The sequence below is a fragment of the Rhodococcus sp. NPDC058505 genome (assembly GCF_042720095.1).
GTDB lineage: Bacteria > Actinomycetota > Actinomycetes > Mycobacteriales > Mycobacteriaceae > Rhodococcus_G.
On record NZ_JBHXNB010000019.1, the window covers coordinates 1 to 19,061 of the forward strand.

A 19,061-nucleotide genomic window follows, 5' to 3' on the forward strand; every position below is an offset into this window, starting at 1 on the left:
ACTCGATCTCTCGGCCGCGACGGTCAGATGCTGATGCGCCCCTCGAGCGCGGCGAGGCCGATGTCGGTGCGGAAGTGCCCGCCGGGCAGCTTGATCGCGTCGAGCTTGGCGTAGGCGTCGACCCTGGCTGCGGTGAGGTCCGCCCCGGTCCCGACGACGCTGAGCACCCGACCACCCGCGGAGACGACCGCGCCGTCGACGACCTTGGTTCCGGCGTGCAGGACCCCGTCGTTGTCGGCGCCGACGATCGAGTCACCGGTGCGGGGCGTTCCCGGGTAGTTCTCGGCGGCGAGGACGACGGTGACGGCGGCGCCGTCCTGCCAGCGCAGCGGCGGCAGCGAGGACAGGGTGCCGGTCGCGGTGGCGTTCAGCACCTCCCCGAGCGGGGACTCGAGCAGCGCCAGCACGGCCTGGGTCTCGGGATCGCCGAAGCGGCAGTTGAATTCGACGACGGCGGGGCCGTCGGCACCGATCGCCAGGCCCGCGTATAGGAGGCCGCTGAACGGGCAACCCCGCTTCACCATCTCGGCGGCGACGGGGACGCACACCTCGTCGACGATCCGGGTGACCATGTCGGCGGGCAGCCACGGCAGCGGGGTGTAGGCGCCCATGCCGCCGGTGTTCGGGCCGGTGTCACCGTCGCCGACCCGCTTGTGGTCCTGGGCGGGGAGCAGCGGGACCACGGTTTCGCCGTCGACGAGGCAGAACAGCGACACCTCGGGCCCGTCGAGGAACGACTCCAGCAGCACCGGGTGCCCGTGCTCGAGGATGTCGGCGGCGTGCGCGCGCGCGGCGGCCCGGTCGGTGGTGACGACGACGCCCTTGCCCGCGGCGAGCCCGTCATCCTTGACGACCCAATTGGGGCCGAACCGGTCGAGGGCCTCGTCCAGGGTGGCCGGGTTGTCCACGACCTCACTGCGCGCGGTCTTCACGCCCGCGGCGGCCATCACGTCCTTCGCGAACGCCTTCGAGCCCTCGATCCGGGCGGCGTCGGCGGACGGACCGAAGCAGGCGATCCCGGCGGCGCGCACCGCGTCGGCGACGCCGGCCACCAACGGCACCTCGGGCCCGATCACCACCAGGTCCGCCGCGACCCGCTGCGCGAGGGCGACAACCGCGTCACCGGAGGCGGCGTCGACGGGATGCTGCTCGGCGATCTTCGCGGTGCCCGCATTGCCGGGGGCCGCAATGAGCGCCGTCACCCCCGGATCGCGGGACAGGGCGAGCAGGAGGGCATGTTCACGGGCTCCGGAGCCGATAACGAGTACGCGCACGAACCTCAGACTACGTTCCGGTCCGTCTGGGGCGCGACGTCAGGTCGCACGGCGTCCCCCCCTCGACTGCTTGACCTTCACGTTGGTCGAGACCCAATGATGGTTCCCGTGCCGAACTCCCCCGACCCGTTCCCCCGCCCCGACGACCTGCTGCCGATCGGCGCCTTCGCCAGGGCCAGCGGGATCACCCCGAGCGCGCTGCGCTTCTACGCGGATGCGGGCGTGCTGGATCCGGAGTGGACCGACCCGGCGACCGGATACCGCTACTACGCGCCCAGCCAACTCGAGCGGGCGGTCACGCTGCGCCTGCTGCGCGAGATCGACATGCCGCTCGCCGCTGTCACCGCGGTGCTGGACGCCGACACCGGGCGGGCGGGCACGCTGATCGAGGAGCACGTCGACGCCCTCGCCGCCCGCGCCGGGCAGGCACGGGCCACCGCAGCCGCGGTCCGTGCGGGTCTCGGCGGGGTCGGGTCGTGGACGCCGGTCGCGACGGTCGGCGGCCCGGTGCTCGCGGCCGCGGTGGACCAGGTCCTCTCGGCGACCGCGCACGACCACACGCACCCGGTGCTGACCGGCGTGCACCTGGAGGCGGTGGACGGCAGCCTGACCCTCACCGCCACCGACCGCTACCGCCTGTCCACCCGGACGATCACCCTCGACCGGCCCGGCGCCCCCGACTGGTCCGGCACCGTCGCCGGGGACGACCTGCGGCTGGCCGCGGCGTGGATTCGGCGCCGGCCGGTCGTCGACCTGCGGGCCGGTGCCGCGGACCTGATCGTCGACGCGGCCGAGGCGGGGGCCCGCACCTGCGGGCTGCTCACCGACCCGTTCCCCGACCATCGCGCCGTCGTCGCCGGGATCCCGCCGGTGCGCACCCGCCTGGTGCTGGACCGGGCCGCGCTGGTGCGGGCCGTCGAGCAGCGCACCGGCGACCGGGTGGTCCTGGCGGCGGCGGGCGATGCCGTGACGGTGGCATCACCGGGCCCGGAGCCGCGGCCGGTGCCGGTGCCCGCGACGGCCGTGGGCGCCGCGACCACCCTCGCCTTCGAGATCACCACCCTGTACCCGGCGATCTCCGTCGCCGCGGGCCCCGACCTGATGCTCGACATCGCGGGCCCGGACCTTCCGGTCCTGGTCCGGTCCGCCGACGACGGCGACCTGACGACGCTGGTGATGCCCGTCGCCCACCCCACCCCGCACGAAGGAGACCCCGCATGACCGACGCAACGATGGACGCGATCGCCGAGGCAACGATGCTCGGGCGCGGCGGCGCAACCGATGCCGCCCGCGCCCGCCTGCTCGACCTGTGGGAGGAGATCACCCCGTCCGGGGACGCCCTGCACCGCTGCACCCTGGCTCACTATGTGGCCGACCTGCACACCGACCCGGCACAGGCGTTGGTCTGGGACGTCCGCGCGTTGGACGCCGCCGCCGCGCTGACCGACGAGCGCACCGAGCGGCATCACCCCGGCCTCCGGGTGGCCGGCTTCTACCCGTCGCTGCACCTGAACATCGCGGACAACCTCCGCAGGCTCGGCTCGTTCGACGCCGCAGGTGACCATCTCGCCGCGGCACGGCGGTGCGAGGGCACGCTCGGCGACGACGAGTACGGGGCGATGATCCGGGGCGCGCTGCACGAGGTCGAGCAGCAGGTCGCGCGGCGCTCGACGGCGCCGCGGCCCACCCCGCAGGGCTGACCGCTCGGCGCGGTCAGCCGTCGACGAGCGCCTGCAGCGCGGCACCGTACCGGGCGACGATCCCGTCCGTCGGCGTTGCGAGCAGCCAGGGGCTCTCCATCACGTACAGCGCGGCCATCAGCCCGGCCAGTTGGGTGCCGATCAGGTGCGCGCGCAGCTCGGCGTCGTCCCCGCGCAGTCGCGGGGTCAGTGGCACGACGATCATCTGGTCGATCGCCTCCTGCAGGTGCGCGCGGACCGCGGGCCGGTCGGACGCGCGCATCAGCGCCGCGTACACCGCGGCGGGCCGGGCCGGCTGCCCGCGCCGGGTCCGGTCGACGACGAAGGTGACCAGCGCCGCGCCGAGCCCGTCGAGCGGACCGCGCACCACCTCGAGGAACTCGTCTGACATCGTCATGGTCCGGCCCACCGAAGGGAAAGGACGTACGTCATGGATCGCCTGAACGGTAAGCGGATCGTCGTCACCGGAGCGGCCAGCGGGATCGGCCTTGCTGCCGCCCGGCTGATGGTCGCCGAGGGCGCGCAGGTGCTGGTCGCCGACCTCGACCGCTCGGCGGCGGAGTCCGCCGCATCGGGCATCAGCGGCGACGGACCGGGACGCGCGATCGGCGTGGCGGCGGACGTGCTGAGCGAGGACTCGATCGCCGCGATGATCGGCGCGGCGGTCGACGAGTTCGGCGGCATCGACGTGCTCTGCAACCACGTCGGCGGCAGTGACCCCCGCAAGGATCTCGACCTGCTCCACATGGACCTCGACGAGTGGGACCGGGCGATGGCGCTCAACGCCCGCAGCACGGTGGTCGCCTCCCGCCTCGCGCTGCCGCACATGATCTCCGCGGGCGGCGGATCGATCGTCAACACGGCCTCGGTCGCGGGCCTGGCGGGCAACGTCCTGCAGTGCGCGTACGGCGCGACCAAGGCCGCCGTGATCCGGCTGACCCAGTACATCGCCACCCAGTACGGGCCCGACAGGGTGCGCTGCAACGCCATCGCCCCCGGCGCGATCATGACGCCAGCCCTGCGGGACAACGTCCCCGCCGAGGTGGTCGCCGACATCCGCCGCCACAACCCGCTCAACGTGATCGGCGATCCGGAGGACATCGGCTGGGCGATGGTGTACCTCGCGTCGGACGAGTCCCGCTACATGAGCGGACAGACCCTGGTGCTCGACGGCGGCCTGATGGCACAGACCCCGATCGCGGCGAGCAGGCGGGTCCCGCTCGACAGCTGAGCGCCCGGGTCCACCAACCCGACCCGTGGCGCATAATCACCCGCATGGCATCCGTGTTCAGCATGATCATCGCCGGCGACCTGCCGGGTCGGTTCGTCTGGGAGGACGAGGACGTCGTCGCCTTCCTGACCATCAACCCGATCACCCCCGGGCACACGCTGGTGGTCCCGCGCGCCGAGATCGACCAGTGGCAGGACCTCGACGGCGAGGTGTTCGCCACGTGCTCCCGCGTCGCGCAGATCATCGGCCGGGCCGTCCGCACGGGCTTCGACGCCCCCCGCGCCGGCCTGCTGATCGCCGGACTCGAGGTGCCGCACCTGCACCTGCACGTGTTCCCGGCGTACAGCCTCGGCGACTTCAACATCTCCGGAGCCGACCCGGACCCGTCGCCGGAGTCCCTCGACCAGGCGCAGGCCACGATCAAGGCGGCGCTGCGCGAGCTCGGTCACGGCGCGAACGTCCCCGCCTGACCGTCCCCTGGCCCCGCGCCGGGGCCCGGGGGCGGTCCCGGCGAGCGGGAACGGGGCTGCGCCCCGGCGGTCGACACGGTTGATTGGATCCAACCGACCGTCCCTGAGGAGTACCGCCAACGTGACCGCCACCGATTCCCCGCTCTACCGCCCGCTGCGCATCCGCGGCCTCGAGCTGCCGAACCGCATCGTCATGTCCCCGATGACCCGCACCCAGTCCCCTGGCGGCGTGCCGACCGAGGACGTCGCGCAGTACTACCGCAGGCGCGCCGAGGGCGGCACCGGCCTGATCGTGACCGAGGGCGTCGGGATCGACCACCCCAGCGCGATCGACCACCCGGACGTTCCGAACCTGCACGACCCCGCCGCCCGCGAGGGCTGGAAGCGGGTGGTGGATCAGGTGCACGAGGCGGGTGGCCGGATCGCACCGCAGCTCTGGCACGTCGGTCCGCTGTTCGGCGCGATGCGCACCGTCGACGACGTGACGCCGATGCGCCCGTCCGGCGTGTGGGGCGAGCCGGGCGTCACCTCCTACCCGCAGGAGTACGTCGAGCGCGCGGTCGTCCCGACCGCCGCGATGACCGAGGCCGACATCACCGCGGTGATCGAGGCCTACGCGGACGCCGCGCGCACCGCCGCCGAGATCGGGTTCGACGCGATCGCCATCCACGGCGGCCACGGCTACCTGCTCGACGCGTTCCTGTGGGCGTCGACCAACCGGCGCGACGACGCCTGGGGCGGGGACCTGCAGCGGCGCACCGCGTTCCCCGCCGCGGTGGTCCGGGCGATCCGCGCGGCGATCGGCGACGACCTGCCGATCATCTACCGCTTCTCGCAGCACAAGCAGCAGGACTTCACCGCGCGGAACGCCGAGACCCCGGAGGAACTGGGCATCATCCTCGGGGCCCTCGTCGACGCGGGCGCCGACGTCCTTGACGCCAGCTCCCGTCGTTTCGACGCCCCGGCGTTCGACGGCAGTGACCTCTCGCTTGCCGGCTGGGCCAAGCAGACGACCGGCGCGATCACGATGGCCGTCGGCTGCGTCGGGCTCGGCAAGTCGCTGCGCGACGGACGCCTGGCAGGCCCGACGGTGGAGTCCGTCGACAACCTTCCCGAACTCGAACAGCGGCTCGCCGCAGACGAATTCGATCTCGCCGCGATCGGCCGACTGCACCTGGCCGATCCGCGGATCGCGGAAACCCTGCGTGCGGGCGGACCGCTGCCGGAGTTCGACCGGCGCAGGCACGAGTCGGTCCTGACCTAGGATCCAGCACCGCCGATACCCCGAGCCGGTCCCGCGCGAGCGAGGCCGGCTCGGGGTATCTTCGCTCCGAGGCAGAGCTGTGATCTCGAGGGCGGGAGCAGGCAATGGCGGGCAATGCGTTCGGATTCGAGCCGGTAGCGGGCGGCGACACCCTCCCCTTCCCCCCGAGGCCATCGGGGAGCATCGCGGGCCGCACGATGCAGGAGTCCGTGTACAGCCCGCGCCCGCCGACCTCCCGGCTGGCATCCGACGCCCCGAACATCGTGGTCGTCCTGATCGACGATGCGGGACCCGGTCTGCCGAGCGCGTTCGGCGGCGAAGTGAACACCCCGACACTCGAACGAATGCGCGACGAGGGTGTCTCGTACAACCGCTTCCACACCACCGCGATGTGCTCGCCGACCCGGGCGGCACTGTTGACCGGGCGCAACCACCACCGGGTCGGCAACGGGCAGATCGCCGAACTGGCCAACGACTGGGACGGGTACTCCGGCCACATCCCAAAGTCCAGCGCCACCGGCGCCGAGGTCCTGCGCCAGTACGGGTACACCACGGCGGCGTTCGGGAAGTGGCACAACACCCCGGCCGAGGAGACCACTGCCGCTGGACCGTTCGACAACTGGCCGACCGGGGTCGGATTCGACTACTTCTACGGGTTTCTCGCCGGGGAGGCCTCCCAGTACGAACCGAATCTGGTCCGCGGAACCACCGTGATGCTGCCGCCGCGAACACCCGAGGAGGGATACCACCTCAGCGAGGATCTCGCGGACGACGCCATCGGCTGGTTGCGCAGGCACAAGGCCCTCGACGCCGACCGACCCTTCTTCATGTACTGGGCCAGTGGGTGCCTGCACGGTCCGCACCACATCATGAAGCCATGGGCGGACCGGTACGCCGGGAAGTTCGACGACGGGTGGGACGCCTACCGGGAGCGGGTCTTCGCGCGGGCGAAGGAACGGGGCTGGATTCCGCGGGACGCCGAACTGACCGACCGCGACCCGACGATGACCGCGTGGGACGACATCCCGGACGAGGAGAAGCCGTTCCAGCGCAGGCTGATGGAGGTCGCCGCCGGATACGCCGAGCACTGCGACGTCCAGGTGGGGCGCCTGTTCGATGAACTCGACCGGCTCGGCTACCGCGACAACACCCTCGTGCTCTACATCTGGGGCGACAACGGCTCGTCGGGCGAGGGCCAGAACGGGACGATCAGTGAACTCCTCGCCCAGAACGGAATCCCCAGCACCCCGGCCCAGCACATCGCCGCGCTCGACGAACTCGGCGGGCTCGACGTGCTCGGCTCGCCGAAGACGGACAACATGTATCACGCGGGTTGGGCGTGGGCGGGCAGCACACCATACAAGGGCATGAAGCTGCTCGCCTCGCACCTCGGCGGCACCCGGAACCCGATGGTCGCCCGCTGGCCTGCGCGGGTCGACCCGGACCCGGTGCCGCGTCCCCACTTCCTGCACTGCAACGACCTGGTGCCCACCTTCTACGACATCCTCGGCATCACCGCCCCGCGGACGGTGCACGGTGTCCCGCAGGATCCTCTCGACGGTGCCAGCTTCGCGCCAACCCTGGTCGATCGGGAAGCGAAGGCGGGCAAGCTCACCCAGTACTTCGAGATCATGGGCAGCCGCGCGATCTACCACGACGGCTGGATGGCGTCGGCGTTCGGTCCGCGCGCGCCGTGGCTGGCCGGGGTGCCCGGCGGCATCCGGGACTGGAGTCCCGACGACGACACCTGGGAGTTGTACCACCTCGACGAGGACTGGACGCAGAACCGCGACCTCGCCGAGCGACACCCCGAGAAGCTCGCCCAGTTACGGGAGATGTTCGCGATCGAAGCGGCCAAGAACAATGCCCTCCCGGTCGGCGGCGGGTTGTGGGTGGTCGCGATGCACCCCGAGCAGCGCATCTCGACCCCGTACACCAGCTGGGAGTTCACCGGGGACGTCACCCGAATGCCCGAGTTCTGCGCTCCCGCCCTCGGAAACAGGAACAATCGGGTCACCGTCGACCTCACCGTTCCCGACGACGCGCACGGCGTCCTCTATGCGCTTGGGGCCAATGCGGGCGGGCTGACGTGCTTCCTAGACGGGGGGTATCTCTGCTACGAATACAACCTCTTCATCCTGATGCGCACCAAGATGCGGTCCGCCGCACCGGTATCCCCGGGACGGCACACCATCGTCGTGACCACCGGCTACGCGGAGCCCCGTCCGGGCGGCCCCCTCGATGTTCGGATGAGCGTCGACGGCAATCAGGTTGCCGCGACAACCGTCCCGGTCAGCGCGCCGCTGCTCTTCACCGCCAACGACTGCCTCGACATCGGCACCTGCCTCGGGTCCCCGGTCTCCCTCGACTACTACGACCGCGCCCCGTTCCCGTTCACCGGCACCATCGACAGGGTCACCGTCGAGTACACCTGAGCTGCCGGGTCAGTCACCGATCCCGGTGCGCGGCAACAGCACCCGGAACACCGCTCCCCCACTGTCCGGCGAGTCGACGGCGACGGTGCCGCCATGCGCTGCGACGAGGGCCGCGACGATGGACAGGCCGAGCCCGCTGCCGCCCGACCCGCGGGCCCGGGACGAGTCGGCGCGGTAGAAGCGCTCGAACACCCGCTCCCGCGCCTCGGCGGAAAGTCCGGGCCCGGTGTCGGCGACCTCGAGCAGCGCCGACCCGCCGACGGTGCCGACGCGGACGGTGATCGCCGCGTCGGCCGGGGTGTGCCCGAGGGCGTTGCTCACCAGGTTGGTCAGCACCTGCCGCAGCCGGGCGTCGTCGCCGAGCACCTCGGGACGCCCGGGCCCGTCGATGACCTGCACGTCGATGGACCGGTCGGGCACGGACGCCCGGGCGGCGTGCACCGCGTCGGACGCGATCGTCAGCAGGTCGACCGGGGCCATCGCCAGCGGACGCTGCGCGTCGAGTCGGGCCAGCATCAGCAGGTCCTCGACGAGCAGGCCCATCCGGGACGCCTCCGCCTCGATCCGCGTCATCGCCTGCCCGGCATCGGTGACCGCGCCCTGTCGGTACAGTTCCGCGAATCCGCGGATCGTGGTCAGCGGGGTGCGCAGTTCGTGGCTGGCGTCGGCGACGAACCGGCGCATCCGCTCCTCGGAACGCCGTGCCGACTCCTCGGAGGCCTCGGTCGCCGCGAACGCCGCCTGGATCTGCTCGAGCATCCCATTCAGCGCAACGGTGAGCCGACCGACCTCGGTTCGGGCCTCCCGAACCGGGATCCGTTGGTGTAGGGAACCTTCCGCGATCGACGCCGCGGTCTCCTCGACCTCGGCGAGCGGCCGCAGGCTGCGCCGGACCAGGAAGTACCCGACGACGCCGAGCACGGCAAGCACCCCGACGCCGATCCCGATCTGCAGGGCGACGAGGCGCCCGACGGTGGCGTCGACGTCGTCGAGTCGGACCGCGACGGTGACGGTGCCGTTCGGGGTTGTCGTGGTCAGCGCCCGCCACCGCTCGCGCGCCTCCCCGACCGAGCCGATGGTGACCGGGGCGGCGCCGGTGATCTCGGTCAGGTCCGGGTCGACGGGCTGGTCGTTGATCACGAGCGGCGGTGGACCGTCCGGGGTTTCGGTCCGGATGTAGAACGGGCTCGGCGGACGGGAGGGCCCCGGTTCGGACGGCGGCGGGGGCTGTGGGTACACCCGGGGCCGCGCCCACGTCAGCGACGCGTCGCGCAGGGAGGTGTCGATCCGGGAGATCAGCGAGTTCGTCATCGCGGAGGTCACCGCGACGCCGGAGGCGAGCAGCCCGAGCGCCGCGAGCACCAGCAGCACCGCAACGAGGGTGACCCGCAGCGGAGCCCGGCGCGGCCGCGGCATCCCCGCTACCTCGGCTCCCGCATGACGTATCCGACGCCGCGGAGCGTACGGATCAGCCGCGGCTCGGTGGTGTCGACCTTGCGCCGCAGGTACGACACATAGGATTCGACGACGCCGACCTCGCCGCCGAAGTCGTAGTGCCAGACGTGGTCCAGGATGCGCGGCTTGCTCAACACGACACCGGCGTTGACCATGAAGTAGCGCAGCAGGGTGAATTCGGTCGGCGACAACGACACCGGCTCCCCCGCCTTCCACACCTCGTGGGTGTCGTCGTCGAGTTCGATGTCCGCGAACGTGATCCGCGCCGGCGCCGCGGTGGCCGGGTCCCGCGACACCCGCCGCAGGATCACCCGGAGCCGGGCGACCACCTCCTCGAGGCTGAACGGTTTGGTGACGTAGTCGTCGGCACCGAGCGTCAACCCCGACACCTTGTCCTCGACGGCGTCCTTCGCGGTGAGGAACAGCACCGGCGCGTCGATGCCGTCGGCCCGCAGCCTGCGCAGCAGACCGAATCCGTCCATGCCGGGCATCATCACGTCGAGGATCATCGCGTCGGGGCGGAACGCCTTCGCCCGGTCGAGGCCCTCCGCGCCGGTGGACGCGGTCGCCACCTCGAATCCCTGGAACCGCAGGCTCACCGAGAGCAGTTCGACGATGTTCGGTTCGTCGTCGACGATCAGGATCTTCGCTTCGGTCCGCGCGGCAGTCACCCGACCAGTGTCGGGCAGTCACCTTCCGGCGAGCCGCCAGGAAGCTGAATGTCTCCTGTGAATCGGCGGCCCGCTGGTCACGGCGGCGCCGGGCCGCCACCGCGGTGTTGCTACGGTGGGGGACGTCGACGACGACATCCGGACGAGCGCACCGTACCCGGCCAGCGACAAGACGGTGCCCTGGGAGTGAAACACCATGGCATGGGTCGTCCTCGTCATCTCCGGTGTCCTCGAGGCGGTGTGGGCCACCGCCCTCGGCAGGTCCGACGGATTCACCCGGCTCGGGCCGACGGCGGTCTTCGGGGTCGCGATCGTCGCCAGCATGGCCGGTCTCGCCTACGCGATGCGGACCCTCCCGGTCGGCACCTCGTACGCGGTGTGGGTGGGCATCGGCGCCGCCCTCACCGTCGGATACGCGATGGTCACCGGCAGCGAGTCGGCGTCGGTGATGAAGGTGCTGCTGATGCTCGGCATCGTCGGCTGCGTGATCGGACTGAAGGCGCTGCACTGACCTCCCCCACGACGCAGGCGCCGTGACACGGGCCGGTGCCCGTCGGGTCCGGTTACAGTGACCGCATGAACCTGGTGGCGATGGTCACAGCGCCTGCCCGGGTGGGCCTCGCGCTCACCGACACGGCCCTCGGCGTTGCCGAGTCCGCGCTCGGCGCCGCCCGCGTTGCGGTGGCCGCGTCGGCAACCGGGAACGTCGCGGGCCTTGGCGGGCTCGCAACGGCGAACCCGTCGGGACCGCTGAAGCTGCTCCAGCAGATCGCGGAACTCGCATCCGATCAGCGCCCCCTCGGGCAGGCGATGCGGCCGGGCGGCCCGCTCGACCGGATCCTCGAACCGGGTGGCGTGGTGGACCGGCTCACCGCTCCCGGCGGCACCCTTGAGCGGGTCCTCGAACCCGGCGGGCCCCTGGAGCGGGTCCTCGCGCCCGGCGGACCGGTCGATCGTCTCCTCGACGAGGACGGACCGGTGGAGCGACTCCTCGCACCCGGCGGCCTGCTCGACCGGCTGACCGCCGAGGATGGCCCGCTCGAACGGCTCACCGCGACCGCGGGCCCCCTGGAAACCCTGACCAAGGAGGGTGGCATCATCGACCGCGCCCTCGAGGAGGGCGGCGTGCTCGAGTCGCTGCTCGCGAAGGACGGTCCGCTGGAACGGATCATCGCCGAGGGCGGTCCCCTCGATCAGATCGTGTCGCTGTCGGAGACCCTCACCTCGCTGGCCCCGAACCTGGAGCAGTTGGGCGACAGCGTCGAACTGCTCCGGGAAACGGTGGGCGTGCTCGGCGCGGCCGTCGGGCCGCTCGGCGAGCTTGCCGGGCGGTTGCCGGGGCGGTGGCTCAAGGGCGGACGGCCGAACGGAAACGAGCTGCACTGACGGTTCGGAGCGCTCACCCGGACGCCGCGGTGCCCCGCGTTCCCGGCGCCGCGCCGGACGCGACGCGCAGCCGGTCGAGTTCGGTCTCGACTTCAACCAGCCGCCGGTATAGCGCCTGGATGCTCGCCATGCACACCCCGTTGGCGTCGACCTGGGCGATGACCCGATCCGACGACCCCAGCGCGAAGGTCGCGGCGAAATCCTGCGCCATCGGCCCGAGGTGGCGCACCGACTCGTGGTCGAACCGGTACGTCCACACGCTGAGCGGCAGGTCCGCGAGCCGTTCGAGGACCTCGTTGGCGCCGTCCGGCACCGCCGCGTCGGTCGACACGCCCCGCCGGCGGGTCGCGTGCGACCGCATCCACGCGAGCGGATGGTGGGCGCCACCGAGCCGCCGCCGATCGTCTTCCCTGTTGTCCACCGGGATCAGGGGCGAAGCGGGCGGATGTGCTGCTTCGCCCGAATGTCGCTGAGCAGAAGTCCGATGCCGCCGCCGAGCAGTCCGAGTCCGAGACCCAGCGCCGCTCCGCCCAGGCCGATCGCGAGTCCAAGCATGATTCCTCCAAGGCTCTCGTCGAGTCGAATGTCGGGGCGGCCTCGGCGTGGGGGCGGCCCCACGAGATGAACACCTTCCACGGTCGTCCTCCCGCACGCCGATTGCAACCATGCGACCGATGTCGGAAGGGCCGGCACGGTCTGATACAGATACCGGTCATGAAACGCATCATGTTCGCCGTCCTCGCCGCCGCCTCCGTCTCCGTGCTCGCCGTCGGGTGCGGATCGGGCTCCGACTCGACCGATGCCGCGACGGTGGAGGCGACCACGGCCGCCGAGTCGGCGACGGGCGGCTACGCCGATCCCGTCTCGACCGGTGACGTGTACACCGACACCTGCAACGGTGTGCGGTCCTACATCCAGACCATGAAGGACGCCGGTCTCGCCGCCGACGACGCGAAGGTGCAGGCGATCGGCGACGAGTTCCTGAACCTGGCGAAGTCGGAGCCGGACTGGGCGGGCAAGTCGGCGCAGGAGCAGGCCGACTTCGAGCGCGGCGTCGCGGACGGTGTCGCGGGCACCTGCTGACGCCGGGAACGACAACGGCCCTGAACTGCGGTGCGCAGTTCAGGGCCGAACGGAGCCCCCTGTCGGGATTGAACCGACGACCTTTCGCTTACAAGGCGAGTGCTCTACCACTGAGCTAAGGAGGCGGGCAGGGCGCGCCCATCATATCCATCCGCCCGGACCACCCCGAACACGGGACCGCCCGGACCGCCCGCGCGAAATCCGCCCGCGGGAACGTTGCCGCGCAAGCCTTCCTGCTGGCGCGGCTCACGCTCCCGTCGCGGCGAGCACGTCGAGATAGTGCTGGTTGTACATCACGCCGAGGATGTTCCCGAACGGGTCGACGACGGAGGCGGTGACGAATCCCGGCCCGCGTTCGAGGGGCTTGTCGTGCACGGTGGCGCCGAGGGCGAGCAGCCGAGCGAACGCCGCATCGACGTCGTCGACGTGCCAGTAGACGACCTGGCCTGCCGGCTGCTCGGGGCGGGGATGCGGCGCGAACCGTGCGTCGACGATGCCGAGCTCGTGCTGCAGGTCGCCGATGCGGAACTCGACGTAGGCGGTGTGCCCGTCGATCTCGCGGGCGAAGTACGCCTCGGTGCCGAGCACCTCGGCGTACCAGTCCCTTGCGGCCGCCACGTCGTCGGCGTAGAAGCTGACGGTGCTGAGTCCTCGCAACATCGGTGGATCCTTCCTCGTTCACGGGGGGTCGAGATCATCCTTACCGGTGAACTGCCCGCCGTTCGAGCACATTCCCCTCGCGTCCCGGAATCCGTTCTGCCGCCGCCGCGCCAACACCACCCACCCGCCGGGCTGCGCCGGGAACCGATAGCGTGGCATCCATGAGTACATCCGAGATCGCCACGGTCCTCGCGTGGCATGACGCGTTGAACTCCGACGACATCGACACCCTCCTCGCGCTGTCCAGCGACGACGTCGAGATCGCCGATGCCGAGGGCGCCGGGCAGGGTCTCGGCGCCCTGCGGGAGTGGGCGTCGACGGCCGGGCTGACGCTTGAACCCGGCCGGATGTTCGTGCACCAGGGCGTGGTTGTCGTCGAGGAGCGGCAGTCGGTCGCCGCGCGCCCCGGCGAGACGATTCCACTTGCCCTCGCCTTCCGCGTCGTGCACGACCAGGTGACGTCGGTGTTCCGGCACACCGACCTGGCCGCCGCGTTCGACGCGACCGACCTCACCGAAGAGGACCTGGTGTCCTGACATGTCGCGGTGGCGCAGCGCCATCACCACCCTGAACAACCTCGTCGGTGAACGCGCGGTCGTCGACGAGCCGGTCGCCGCGCCGACACCGCTGCGCCCGATCGACCTGACCGACGACGCGAGGGTCGCCGAGGTGCTCGATCTCGCGGTCCGCTCCGGGGAGGTGCTGCTGGCGTCCGGCTCGTCCGCGACCGACACCGCCGCCCAGGTCCGGTTCGTCGCCGCGACCTACGGCCTCGCCCGCTGCGATGTGGACGTCACCTACAACGCGATCCGCGTCAGCGCCCACCGCGGCCCGACGATGCCCCCGGCGACGAGCATGCGGATCGTGCACTACCGCTCCCTCGACTTCACCCGGCTCGCTGCCGTCGACAAGCTGACCAGGCAGCTGCGCACCGAGGCCCTCGACCCGGCGATCGCGTTGGCGGAGATCAGTGCGATCAATCGGTCGCCGCATCCGTACAACCGGTGGGTCGCCACGTTCGGCTGGTCCGGGATGGCCGCGTCCGCGTCCGTCCTGCTCGGCGGCGGCGCGCTGGTGGCGGTGGTCAGCTTCCTGACGACGGCGGTCATCTACCTGACGAACCTGATGCTGAACCGGTTCGGGTTGCCGTTCTTCTTCCAGCAGGTGGTCGGCGGCTTCATCGCCGCGGCGCCCGCCGCGGTGCTCTACGCCCTGCGGGACCCGCTTGGGCTCGACGTGAAACCGTCGCTGGTCATCGCGGCAGGGGTGATCGTGCTGCTGTCCGGGCTGGCGCTGGTCGGTTCGGTGCAGGACGCCATCACCGGCGCCCCGGTCACGGCGGTCGCCCGGTTCTTCGAGGTGTTGATGCTGACCGGCGGCATCATCGCCGGTGTCGCGGTGTCGCTGCGGATCGCCGCCGCGCTGGGGACGCCGCTGCCGGACACCACGCCGGATCCGCTGTCGCCGAGCTTCAGCGAGATCCCCGTTCAGGTCGTCGCCGGCGCGTTCACCGCGCTGTTCTTCGCCGTCGCCTGCTACGCGGAGCGGCGCGCGCTCGCGGTGGCCGGGCTGAGCGGGGCGGCGGGCATCCTCGTCTACTTCACCGCGCTGACCCTGTCGATCGGGCCGGTGATCGCGACCGCGATCGCGGCGACGGTGGTCGGGTTCGTTGGCGGCCTGCTCGCCAGGCGGGCGCTGACGCCGCCGCAGGTGATCGCCGTCGCGGGCATCACCCCGCTGCTGCCCGGCCTGTCGCTGTACCGGGGCCTGTACGCGCTGCTGAACAACGACCTGCTGCTCGGCATCGGCGCGCTGATGTCGGCGCTCGGCATCGGGGTCGCGCTCGCGGCCGGGGTGACCCTCGGCGAATGGCTGGCCCGGACGCTGCGGCGGCCACGGCGACTCCCGCGAACCGAAGCGCTCCGGTACCCATTCCTGCAGCGATGGCAGGACGGGCCCGGAGCGCGGTGGTTTCGGCGGTGAACCGGATGGCTAGCCGTTGCCTGCGGCCTTGTCCTTCTCCATCGCCTCACGCAGGCTCTTCGGACGCATGTCGGTCCAGTTCTTCTCGACGTACTCGACGCACGCCTGGCGGCTCTCCTCGCCGAAGACGATCCGCCATCCCTGCGGCACCTCGGAGAAGGTGGGCCACAACGAGTGCTGGTCCTCGTCATTGACGAGAACATAGAAGCGACCGTCTTCGTCGTCAAAGGGATTCGTGCTCATTTGGCCTCGCTTGTCGCAAACTCGTTCGTGGTGCTGTCCACCCCTGTGGAGGACTCGACCCTATCAAGATCGCGTCTCGCTGACCGACTTACGACGATCGAATTGAGGATCTCCCCGGACCGGATCGCGACATTCGACAGCAGCGACGCGGTCAAACCGTGCGTCTTCTCCGTTCCGCCCTGCAGATAGATGCCTGCCCGCACGTCGTCCGGGGTGCCGAGGCGGTAGTCCCGGTCCACGTCGGTGACGGCGCAGGCAGGCGCGAACTCGCCGAGCAGCTCGTCGAGCGGCGCCGGGGCGAAACCGGTGGCCAGGACCAGCGCGTCGCAGGTCAGCGTGTCGGTGAGCCCGTCGAGGTTGCTGCGGATCGCGACCTCGATGCCGTCCGCGCCGTCCTGCACGGACACGATGTCCGAGGCGCGGTGCATGAACAGGCGACGCCTGCCGCTCACCAGTTCCTGGTATTCAGCGGTGTACAGCTCGTTGATCAGGTCGATGTCGACGACGGAGTAGTTGGTGCCCTTGTGCACGCCGAGCAGCCGTTCCCGTTCGTCGGGGCTGGCGCCGTGGAACTCGTCGACGGTGGCCGGGTCGAAGATCCGGTTGGCGTAGGGGCTGTCGTCGGCTGGGCTGTAGCCGTACCGCGAGAACACGCTGTGCACCTCGGCCTGCGGGTGGTTGCGATGCAGGTACTGCACCACCTCGGCGGCACTCTGCCCGGCGCCGAGCACCGCGAACCGCTGGTGCCGCGGCTCCGGCATCTGGTCGAGATGGAACAGGAACCGGTGATTGTGGAAGCACCGCGGCGACGGGGTCGCCCACTCCGGCAGCCGCTCCCGCAGCCCGGCGCCGACCGCGATGTTGCGCGCGTGCAGCGTCCGACCGTCCGACGCCGCGACCGTGAACTCGTCGACGGTGCCCGCCGCCGAGCGCACCCCGCTGACCCCGGTCACGGTGAACCCGTAGCGGACGTCGGCGTCGACGCGGTCGGCCGCCCACTGCAGGTAGTCGTTGAACTCGAGGCGGCTGGGGAAGAAGGTCTGATGGTTGACGAAGTCGACCAGCCTGCCCTTGTCGAACAGGTAGCAGAAGAAGCTGAAGGTGCTGGCCGGGTTGCGGAAGGTGACCAGGTCCTTCGGGAACGCGATCTGCATGGTGGCGCCGTCGAGGAGCATCCCCGGATGCCAGACGAACCGGTCCTGGCGTTCAACGAAGCAGGCCCGGATCCGATCCTCCGGCGCGGATGCCGCGTTGTGTTCCTCGATCGCGATGGCGAGCGCGAGGTTCGAGGGCCCGAACCCGACGCCGACGATGTCGAACACTTCGGACCGGGAATCCCCGCTCGTCCGAGTCGAAGTCATGGCAGCAGTCCATCCTCGCCGCGGAGCGGCGGTCCCGTTCTCCGGCACCCCGCATCGAACCGAGGCCCCCGTATTAGTAGCGCAGCCTACCCTAATACGAGGGGGGTTCGGTCGGTGCGGCGAGGACCCGGGCGTCAGCCCTTCAGGAAGTCGAGGACCGCGGAGTTCACCGCCTCGGGACGCTCCAGGTAGCCGTAGTGGCCGCAGTCCTCCAACTCGATGTACCGGGCGCCGGGGATCGCCTTCGCGACCTCCGCGGCGAGGCCGGGCGCGACGAGACGATCGTCGGCAAACCCGATCGCCAGGCACGGCACCGTGATCCTCCCGTAGGCGGGCAGGCGGTCACCGAAGTCGTCGAGACCCTCCTGCGCACGCACCCCCGGCGAGGGGGTGCCCTTGGAGAACGCGAAAATGTCGAGCCAGTCCTGCGCGGCCATCGGGTCGGCCAGCGACGTGGGCGACAGGTTCAGCACCGCGGTGATCGCGGCGCGGTACGTGTCGGGCAGGGTGATGCCCTTCTCGTCCAGTTCCCGCTCGCCGTCCCGCAGCGCCTTCTGCAGGGTGTCGCGCCTACCGTGCGCGGCGAGGAACACCGCCCTGCGGACCAGGTCCGGGCGGGTCAGCGACAACTCCTGCGCGATCCGGGCGCCCAGCGACGTGCCGACGACGTAGGCGGGGCCGCCGAGATGCTCGATCAGTGCCGCGGTGTCCGCGACCATGTCCTCGATCGTGAATCCGGCAGCGCACTCGTCGGTGGGGGCGATGCCGCGGTTGTCGAACGTGCACACCCGGTAGCCCGCGGCGACCAGCGCGGGCACCTGATGCAGATCCCACACCCGGCCGGGGCTGCCCGTCCCCATGATCAGCACGACCAGATCTCCGGAGCCCTTGACCTGGTAATTCAGCTGAATCCCGTTGATCGTGGCGAGCGGCATGAACAGACCTTTCCGAGGGCGGCAACGACGCTGGTCACCGTACCCTGCTGCGATCCGGGCACCCCGCGCCCTGTCAGGCCTTGACCGCGTGCCCCATGTACGAGATCGCGGTGGACCGGGTCCTGCCGAAGTCGAGGCGGCGGCTGACCTCGCCCCAGGGCAGCCTGCCCCGCGACGCGCGGGCCATGTCGAGGACCCGCAGCGGATTCCGGGACCGGGGTCCTAGTCCGACGATCGCGCCAGCCCGCAGGCCCCCGCGGCCCAGCGCATCGACCAGTTCGGCGGGCCTGATGCACATCGCCCAGTCGTGCACGTCGGTGTCGAACAGCCGGGACCACCGCCACTGCTGCATGAGCTTGATCGCGACGAGCCTGCTGGTGCGGGTCCGGTTGATGGTGTCGAAGAGGAACACGCCGCCGGGTTTGAGGGCGCGGGCCGTCTCCCCGATGACGGCGTCCACATCGGTCACGTGTTCGAGCACATCGCAGCAGTAGGCGACGTCGAACTCCGCGTCCCGCACCGGGATTCGCTCCCCCGAGCCCAGCCGGTAGTCGATGTCGAGGCCGCTCGCCGCGGCGTGAGCGCGGGCCGTGGTCACCGAGACGGCGGAGGGGTCGACGCCGACAACACGAAACCCGATCCGGGTGAACTCCTCGGCGAGGAAGCCGCCGCCCGAGCCGATGTCCAGAGCGCACATCCCGGTGAAGTCGGCACCGATCCGCGCGGCGAGCACCTCACGGAAGTACGCGAATCGGCCCGGCGTCAGGCTCCCGTGCAGCATGTTGAGCGGATTGTCCTCGTCCCACCAGCCGTCCCCGACACGGTCGTAGACGTCGTTGTCGATCGGCACCGGATCACCTGCGCGTCCTGGGTCTCGGCGGGGACGGACCCGTCCCCCGGACCACCCTTG

The 19,061-nt window shown here is 71.1% G+C and carries 22 protein-coding genes, 1 tRNA gene and 1 riboswitch; of the genes, 11 read left to right on the forward strand and 12 right to left on the reverse strand.

Features of this window, described 5'->3' with window-relative positions:
• Positions 1-23 precede the first annotated feature (23 nt).
• The gene (gene purD, locus ACFWPA_RS14660) at positions 24-1,274 is read right to left on the reverse strand and encodes a phosphoribosylamine--glycine ligase (protein WP_378570703.1); all 1,251 of its coding nucleotides are present in this window, start codon (positions 1,272-1,274) and stop codon (positions 24-26) included.
• 108 nt (positions 1,275-1,382) lie between these two features.
• Here purD and ACFWPA_RS14665 point away from each other — a divergent pair, with 108 nt between their 5' ends.
• Both ACFWPA_RS14665 and ACFWPA_RS14670 read left to right on the forward strand, forming a co-directional pair.
• The gene (locus tag ACFWPA_RS14665; RefSeq protein ID WP_378507320.1) at positions 1,383-2,495 is read left to right on the forward strand and encodes a MerR family transcriptional regulator; all 1,113 of its coding nucleotides are present in this window, start codon (positions 1,383-1,385) and stop codon (positions 2,493-2,495) included.
• Positions 2,492-2,974, forward strand: coding sequence for a hypothetical protein (locus ACFWPA_RS14670; protein ID WP_378507321.1), 483 nt, complete (start codon positions 2,492-2,494; stop codon positions 2,972-2,974). Before ACFWPA_RS14665 ends, ACFWPA_RS14670 begins: the two co-directional genes overlap by 4 nt.
• Before the next feature lie 13 nt (positions 2,975-2,987).
• Here ACFWPA_RS14670 and ACFWPA_RS14675 read toward each other — a convergent pair whose 3' ends face one another.
• Positions 2,988-3,371 (reverse strand): hypothetical protein, encoded by a 384-nt coding sequence (locus tag ACFWPA_RS14675; protein ID WP_378507322.1) that lies wholly within the window; start codon positions 3,369-3,371, stop codon positions 2,988-2,990.
• Positions 3,372-3,404: 33 nt separating this feature from the next.
• Here ACFWPA_RS14675 and ACFWPA_RS14680 point away from each other — a divergent pair, with 33 nt between their 5' ends.
• From ACFWPA_RS14680 to ACFWPA_RS14695, 4 genes are all read left to right on the forward strand, one after another.
• The gene (locus tag ACFWPA_RS14680; RefSeq protein ID WP_378507323.1) at positions 3,405-4,205 is read left to right on the forward strand and encodes an SDR family NAD(P)-dependent oxidoreductase; all 801 of its coding nucleotides are present in this window, start codon (positions 3,405-3,407) and stop codon (positions 4,203-4,205) included.
• A gap of 44 nt (positions 4,206-4,249) precedes the next feature.
• Positions 4,250-4,675, forward strand: coding sequence for an HIT family protein (locus ACFWPA_RS14685; RefSeq protein WP_378507324.1), 426 nt, complete (start codon positions 4,250-4,252; stop codon positions 4,673-4,675).
• 121 nt (positions 4,676-4,796) lie between these two features.
• Positions 4,797-5,939, forward strand: coding sequence for a 12-oxophytodienoate reductase (locus ACFWPA_RS14690; protein ID WP_378507325.1), 1,143 nt, complete (start codon positions 4,797-4,799; stop codon positions 5,937-5,939).
• A 104-nt stretch (positions 5,940-6,043) separates the two neighbouring features.
• Positions 6,044-8,374: an arylsulfatase gene (locus tag ACFWPA_RS14695; RefSeq protein ID WP_378507326.1), complete on the forward strand. Its 2,331-nt coding sequence runs from the start codon at positions 6,044-6,046 to the stop codon at positions 8,372-8,374.
• 9 nt (positions 8,375-8,383) lie between these two features.
• Here the strand turns inward: ACFWPA_RS14695 and ACFWPA_RS14700 are convergent, their stop codons facing one another.
• Both ACFWPA_RS14700 and ACFWPA_RS14705 read right to left on the reverse strand, forming a co-directional pair.
• The gene (locus ACFWPA_RS14700; RefSeq protein ID WP_378507327.1) at positions 8,384-9,790 is read right to left on the reverse strand and encodes a sensor histidine kinase; all 1,407 of its coding nucleotides are present in this window, start codon (positions 9,788-9,790) and stop codon (positions 8,384-8,386) included.
• 5 nt (positions 9,791-9,795) lie between these two features.
• Entirely contained in the window at positions 9,796-10,500 is a 705-nt protein-coding gene (locus ACFWPA_RS14705) for a response regulator transcription factor (RefSeq protein ID WP_378507328.1), read from the reverse strand.
• Positions 10,501-10,616: 116 nt separating this feature from the next.
• Positions 10,617-10,682, forward strand: a riboswitch (guanidine-III (ykkC-III) riboswitch).
• Positions 10,683-10,696: 14 nt separating this feature from the next.
• Between ACFWPA_RS14705 and ACFWPA_RS14710 the strand changes: the two genes are divergently transcribed.
• Together ACFWPA_RS14710 and ACFWPA_RS14715 are read left to right on the forward strand one after the other, a co-directional pair.
• Entirely contained in the window at positions 10,697-11,011 is a 315-nt protein-coding gene (locus ACFWPA_RS14710) for a DMT family transporter (protein ID WP_378507329.1), read from the forward strand.
• Positions 11,012-11,076: 65 nt separating this feature from the next.
• Entirely contained in the window at positions 11,077-11,886 is an 810-nt protein-coding gene (locus ACFWPA_RS14715; RefSeq protein WP_378507330.1) for an ABC transporter, read from the forward strand.
• Positions 11,887-11,899: 13 nt separating this feature from the next.
• Here ACFWPA_RS14715 and ACFWPA_RS14720 read toward each other — a convergent pair whose 3' ends face one another.
• Both ACFWPA_RS14720 and ACFWPA_RS14725 read right to left on the reverse strand, forming a co-directional pair.
• Positions 11,900-12,307, reverse strand: a complete 408-nt coding sequence (locus ACFWPA_RS14720) for a tail fiber domain-containing protein (RefSeq protein ID WP_378507331.1) — start codon at positions 12,305-12,307, stop codon at positions 11,900-11,902.
• A gap of 5 nt (positions 12,308-12,312) precedes the next feature.
• Positions 12,313-12,441 carry a hypothetical protein gene (locus ACFWPA_RS14725; RefSeq protein WP_378507332.1) on the reverse strand — a complete coding sequence of 43 codons (129 nt, stop codon included), beginning with the start codon at positions 12,439-12,441 and terminating at the stop codon, positions 12,313-12,315.
• Positions 12,442-12,600: 159 nt separating this feature from the next.
• On the opposite strand from ACFWPA_RS14725, the gene ACFWPA_RS14730 reads away from it, so the two are divergent.
• On the forward strand, positions 12,601-12,969 hold the full coding sequence (locus ACFWPA_RS14730; RefSeq protein ID WP_378507333.1) for a hypothetical protein: 369 nt from the start codon (positions 12,601-12,603) through the stop codon (positions 12,967-12,969).
• 53 nt (positions 12,970-13,022) lie between these two features.
• Here the strand turns inward: ACFWPA_RS14730 and ACFWPA_RS14735 are convergent.
• Both ACFWPA_RS14735 and ACFWPA_RS14740 read right to left on the reverse strand, forming a co-directional pair.
• Positions 13,023-13,094, reverse strand: a tRNA-Thr gene (locus ACFWPA_RS14735).
• A 121-nt stretch (positions 13,095-13,215) separates the two neighbouring features.
• Positions 13,216-13,629 carry a VOC family protein gene (locus ACFWPA_RS14740; protein ID WP_378507334.1) on the reverse strand — a complete coding sequence of 138 codons (414 nt, stop codon included), beginning with the start codon at positions 13,627-13,629 and terminating at the stop codon, positions 13,216-13,218.
• A gap of 161 nt (positions 13,630-13,790) precedes the next feature.
• Between ACFWPA_RS14740 and ACFWPA_RS14745 the strand changes: the two genes are divergently transcribed.
• Positions 13,791-14,165, forward strand: coding sequence for a nuclear transport factor 2 family protein (locus ACFWPA_RS14745; protein WP_378507335.1), 375 nt, complete (start codon positions 13,791-13,793; stop codon positions 14,163-14,165).
• Position 14,166: 1 nt separating this feature from the next.
• Positions 14,167-15,612 carry a threonine/serine exporter ThrE family protein gene (locus tag ACFWPA_RS14750; protein WP_378507336.1) on the forward strand — a complete coding sequence of 482 codons (1,446 nt, stop codon included), beginning with the start codon at positions 14,167-14,169 and terminating at the stop codon, positions 15,610-15,612.
• Positions 15,613-15,621: 9 nt separating this feature from the next.
• Here ACFWPA_RS14750 and ACFWPA_RS14755 read toward each other — a convergent pair whose 3' ends face one another.
• From ACFWPA_RS14755 to ubiG, 4 genes are all read right to left on the reverse strand, one after another.
• Positions 15,622-15,855, reverse strand: a complete 234-nt coding sequence (locus ACFWPA_RS14755) for an MbtH family protein (RefSeq protein ID WP_378507337.1) — start codon at positions 15,853-15,855, stop codon at positions 15,622-15,624.
• Positions 15,852-17,216 (reverse strand): lysine N(6)-hydroxylase/L-ornithine N(5)-oxygenase family protein, encoded by a 1,365-nt coding sequence (locus ACFWPA_RS14760; protein WP_378507338.1) that lies wholly within the window; start codon positions 17,214-17,216, stop codon positions 15,852-15,854. The genes ACFWPA_RS14755 and ACFWPA_RS14760 overlap by 4 nt, the downstream gene beginning before the upstream one ends.
• A gap of 134 nt (positions 17,217-17,350) precedes the next feature.
• Positions 17,351-18,151 carry an alpha/beta fold hydrolase gene (locus ACFWPA_RS14765; protein WP_378507339.1) on the reverse strand — a complete coding sequence of 267 codons (801 nt, stop codon included), beginning with the start codon at positions 18,149-18,151 and terminating at the stop codon, positions 17,351-17,353.
• A gap of 73 nt (positions 18,152-18,224) precedes the next feature.
• Entirely contained in the window at positions 18,225-19,001 is a 777-nt protein-coding gene (ubiG, locus tag ACFWPA_RS14770; RefSeq protein WP_378507340.1) for a bifunctional 2-polyprenyl-6-hydroxyphenol methylase/3-demethylubiquinol 3-O-methyltransferase UbiG, read from the reverse strand.
• Between the last annotated feature and the right edge of the window lie 60 nt (positions 19,002-19,061).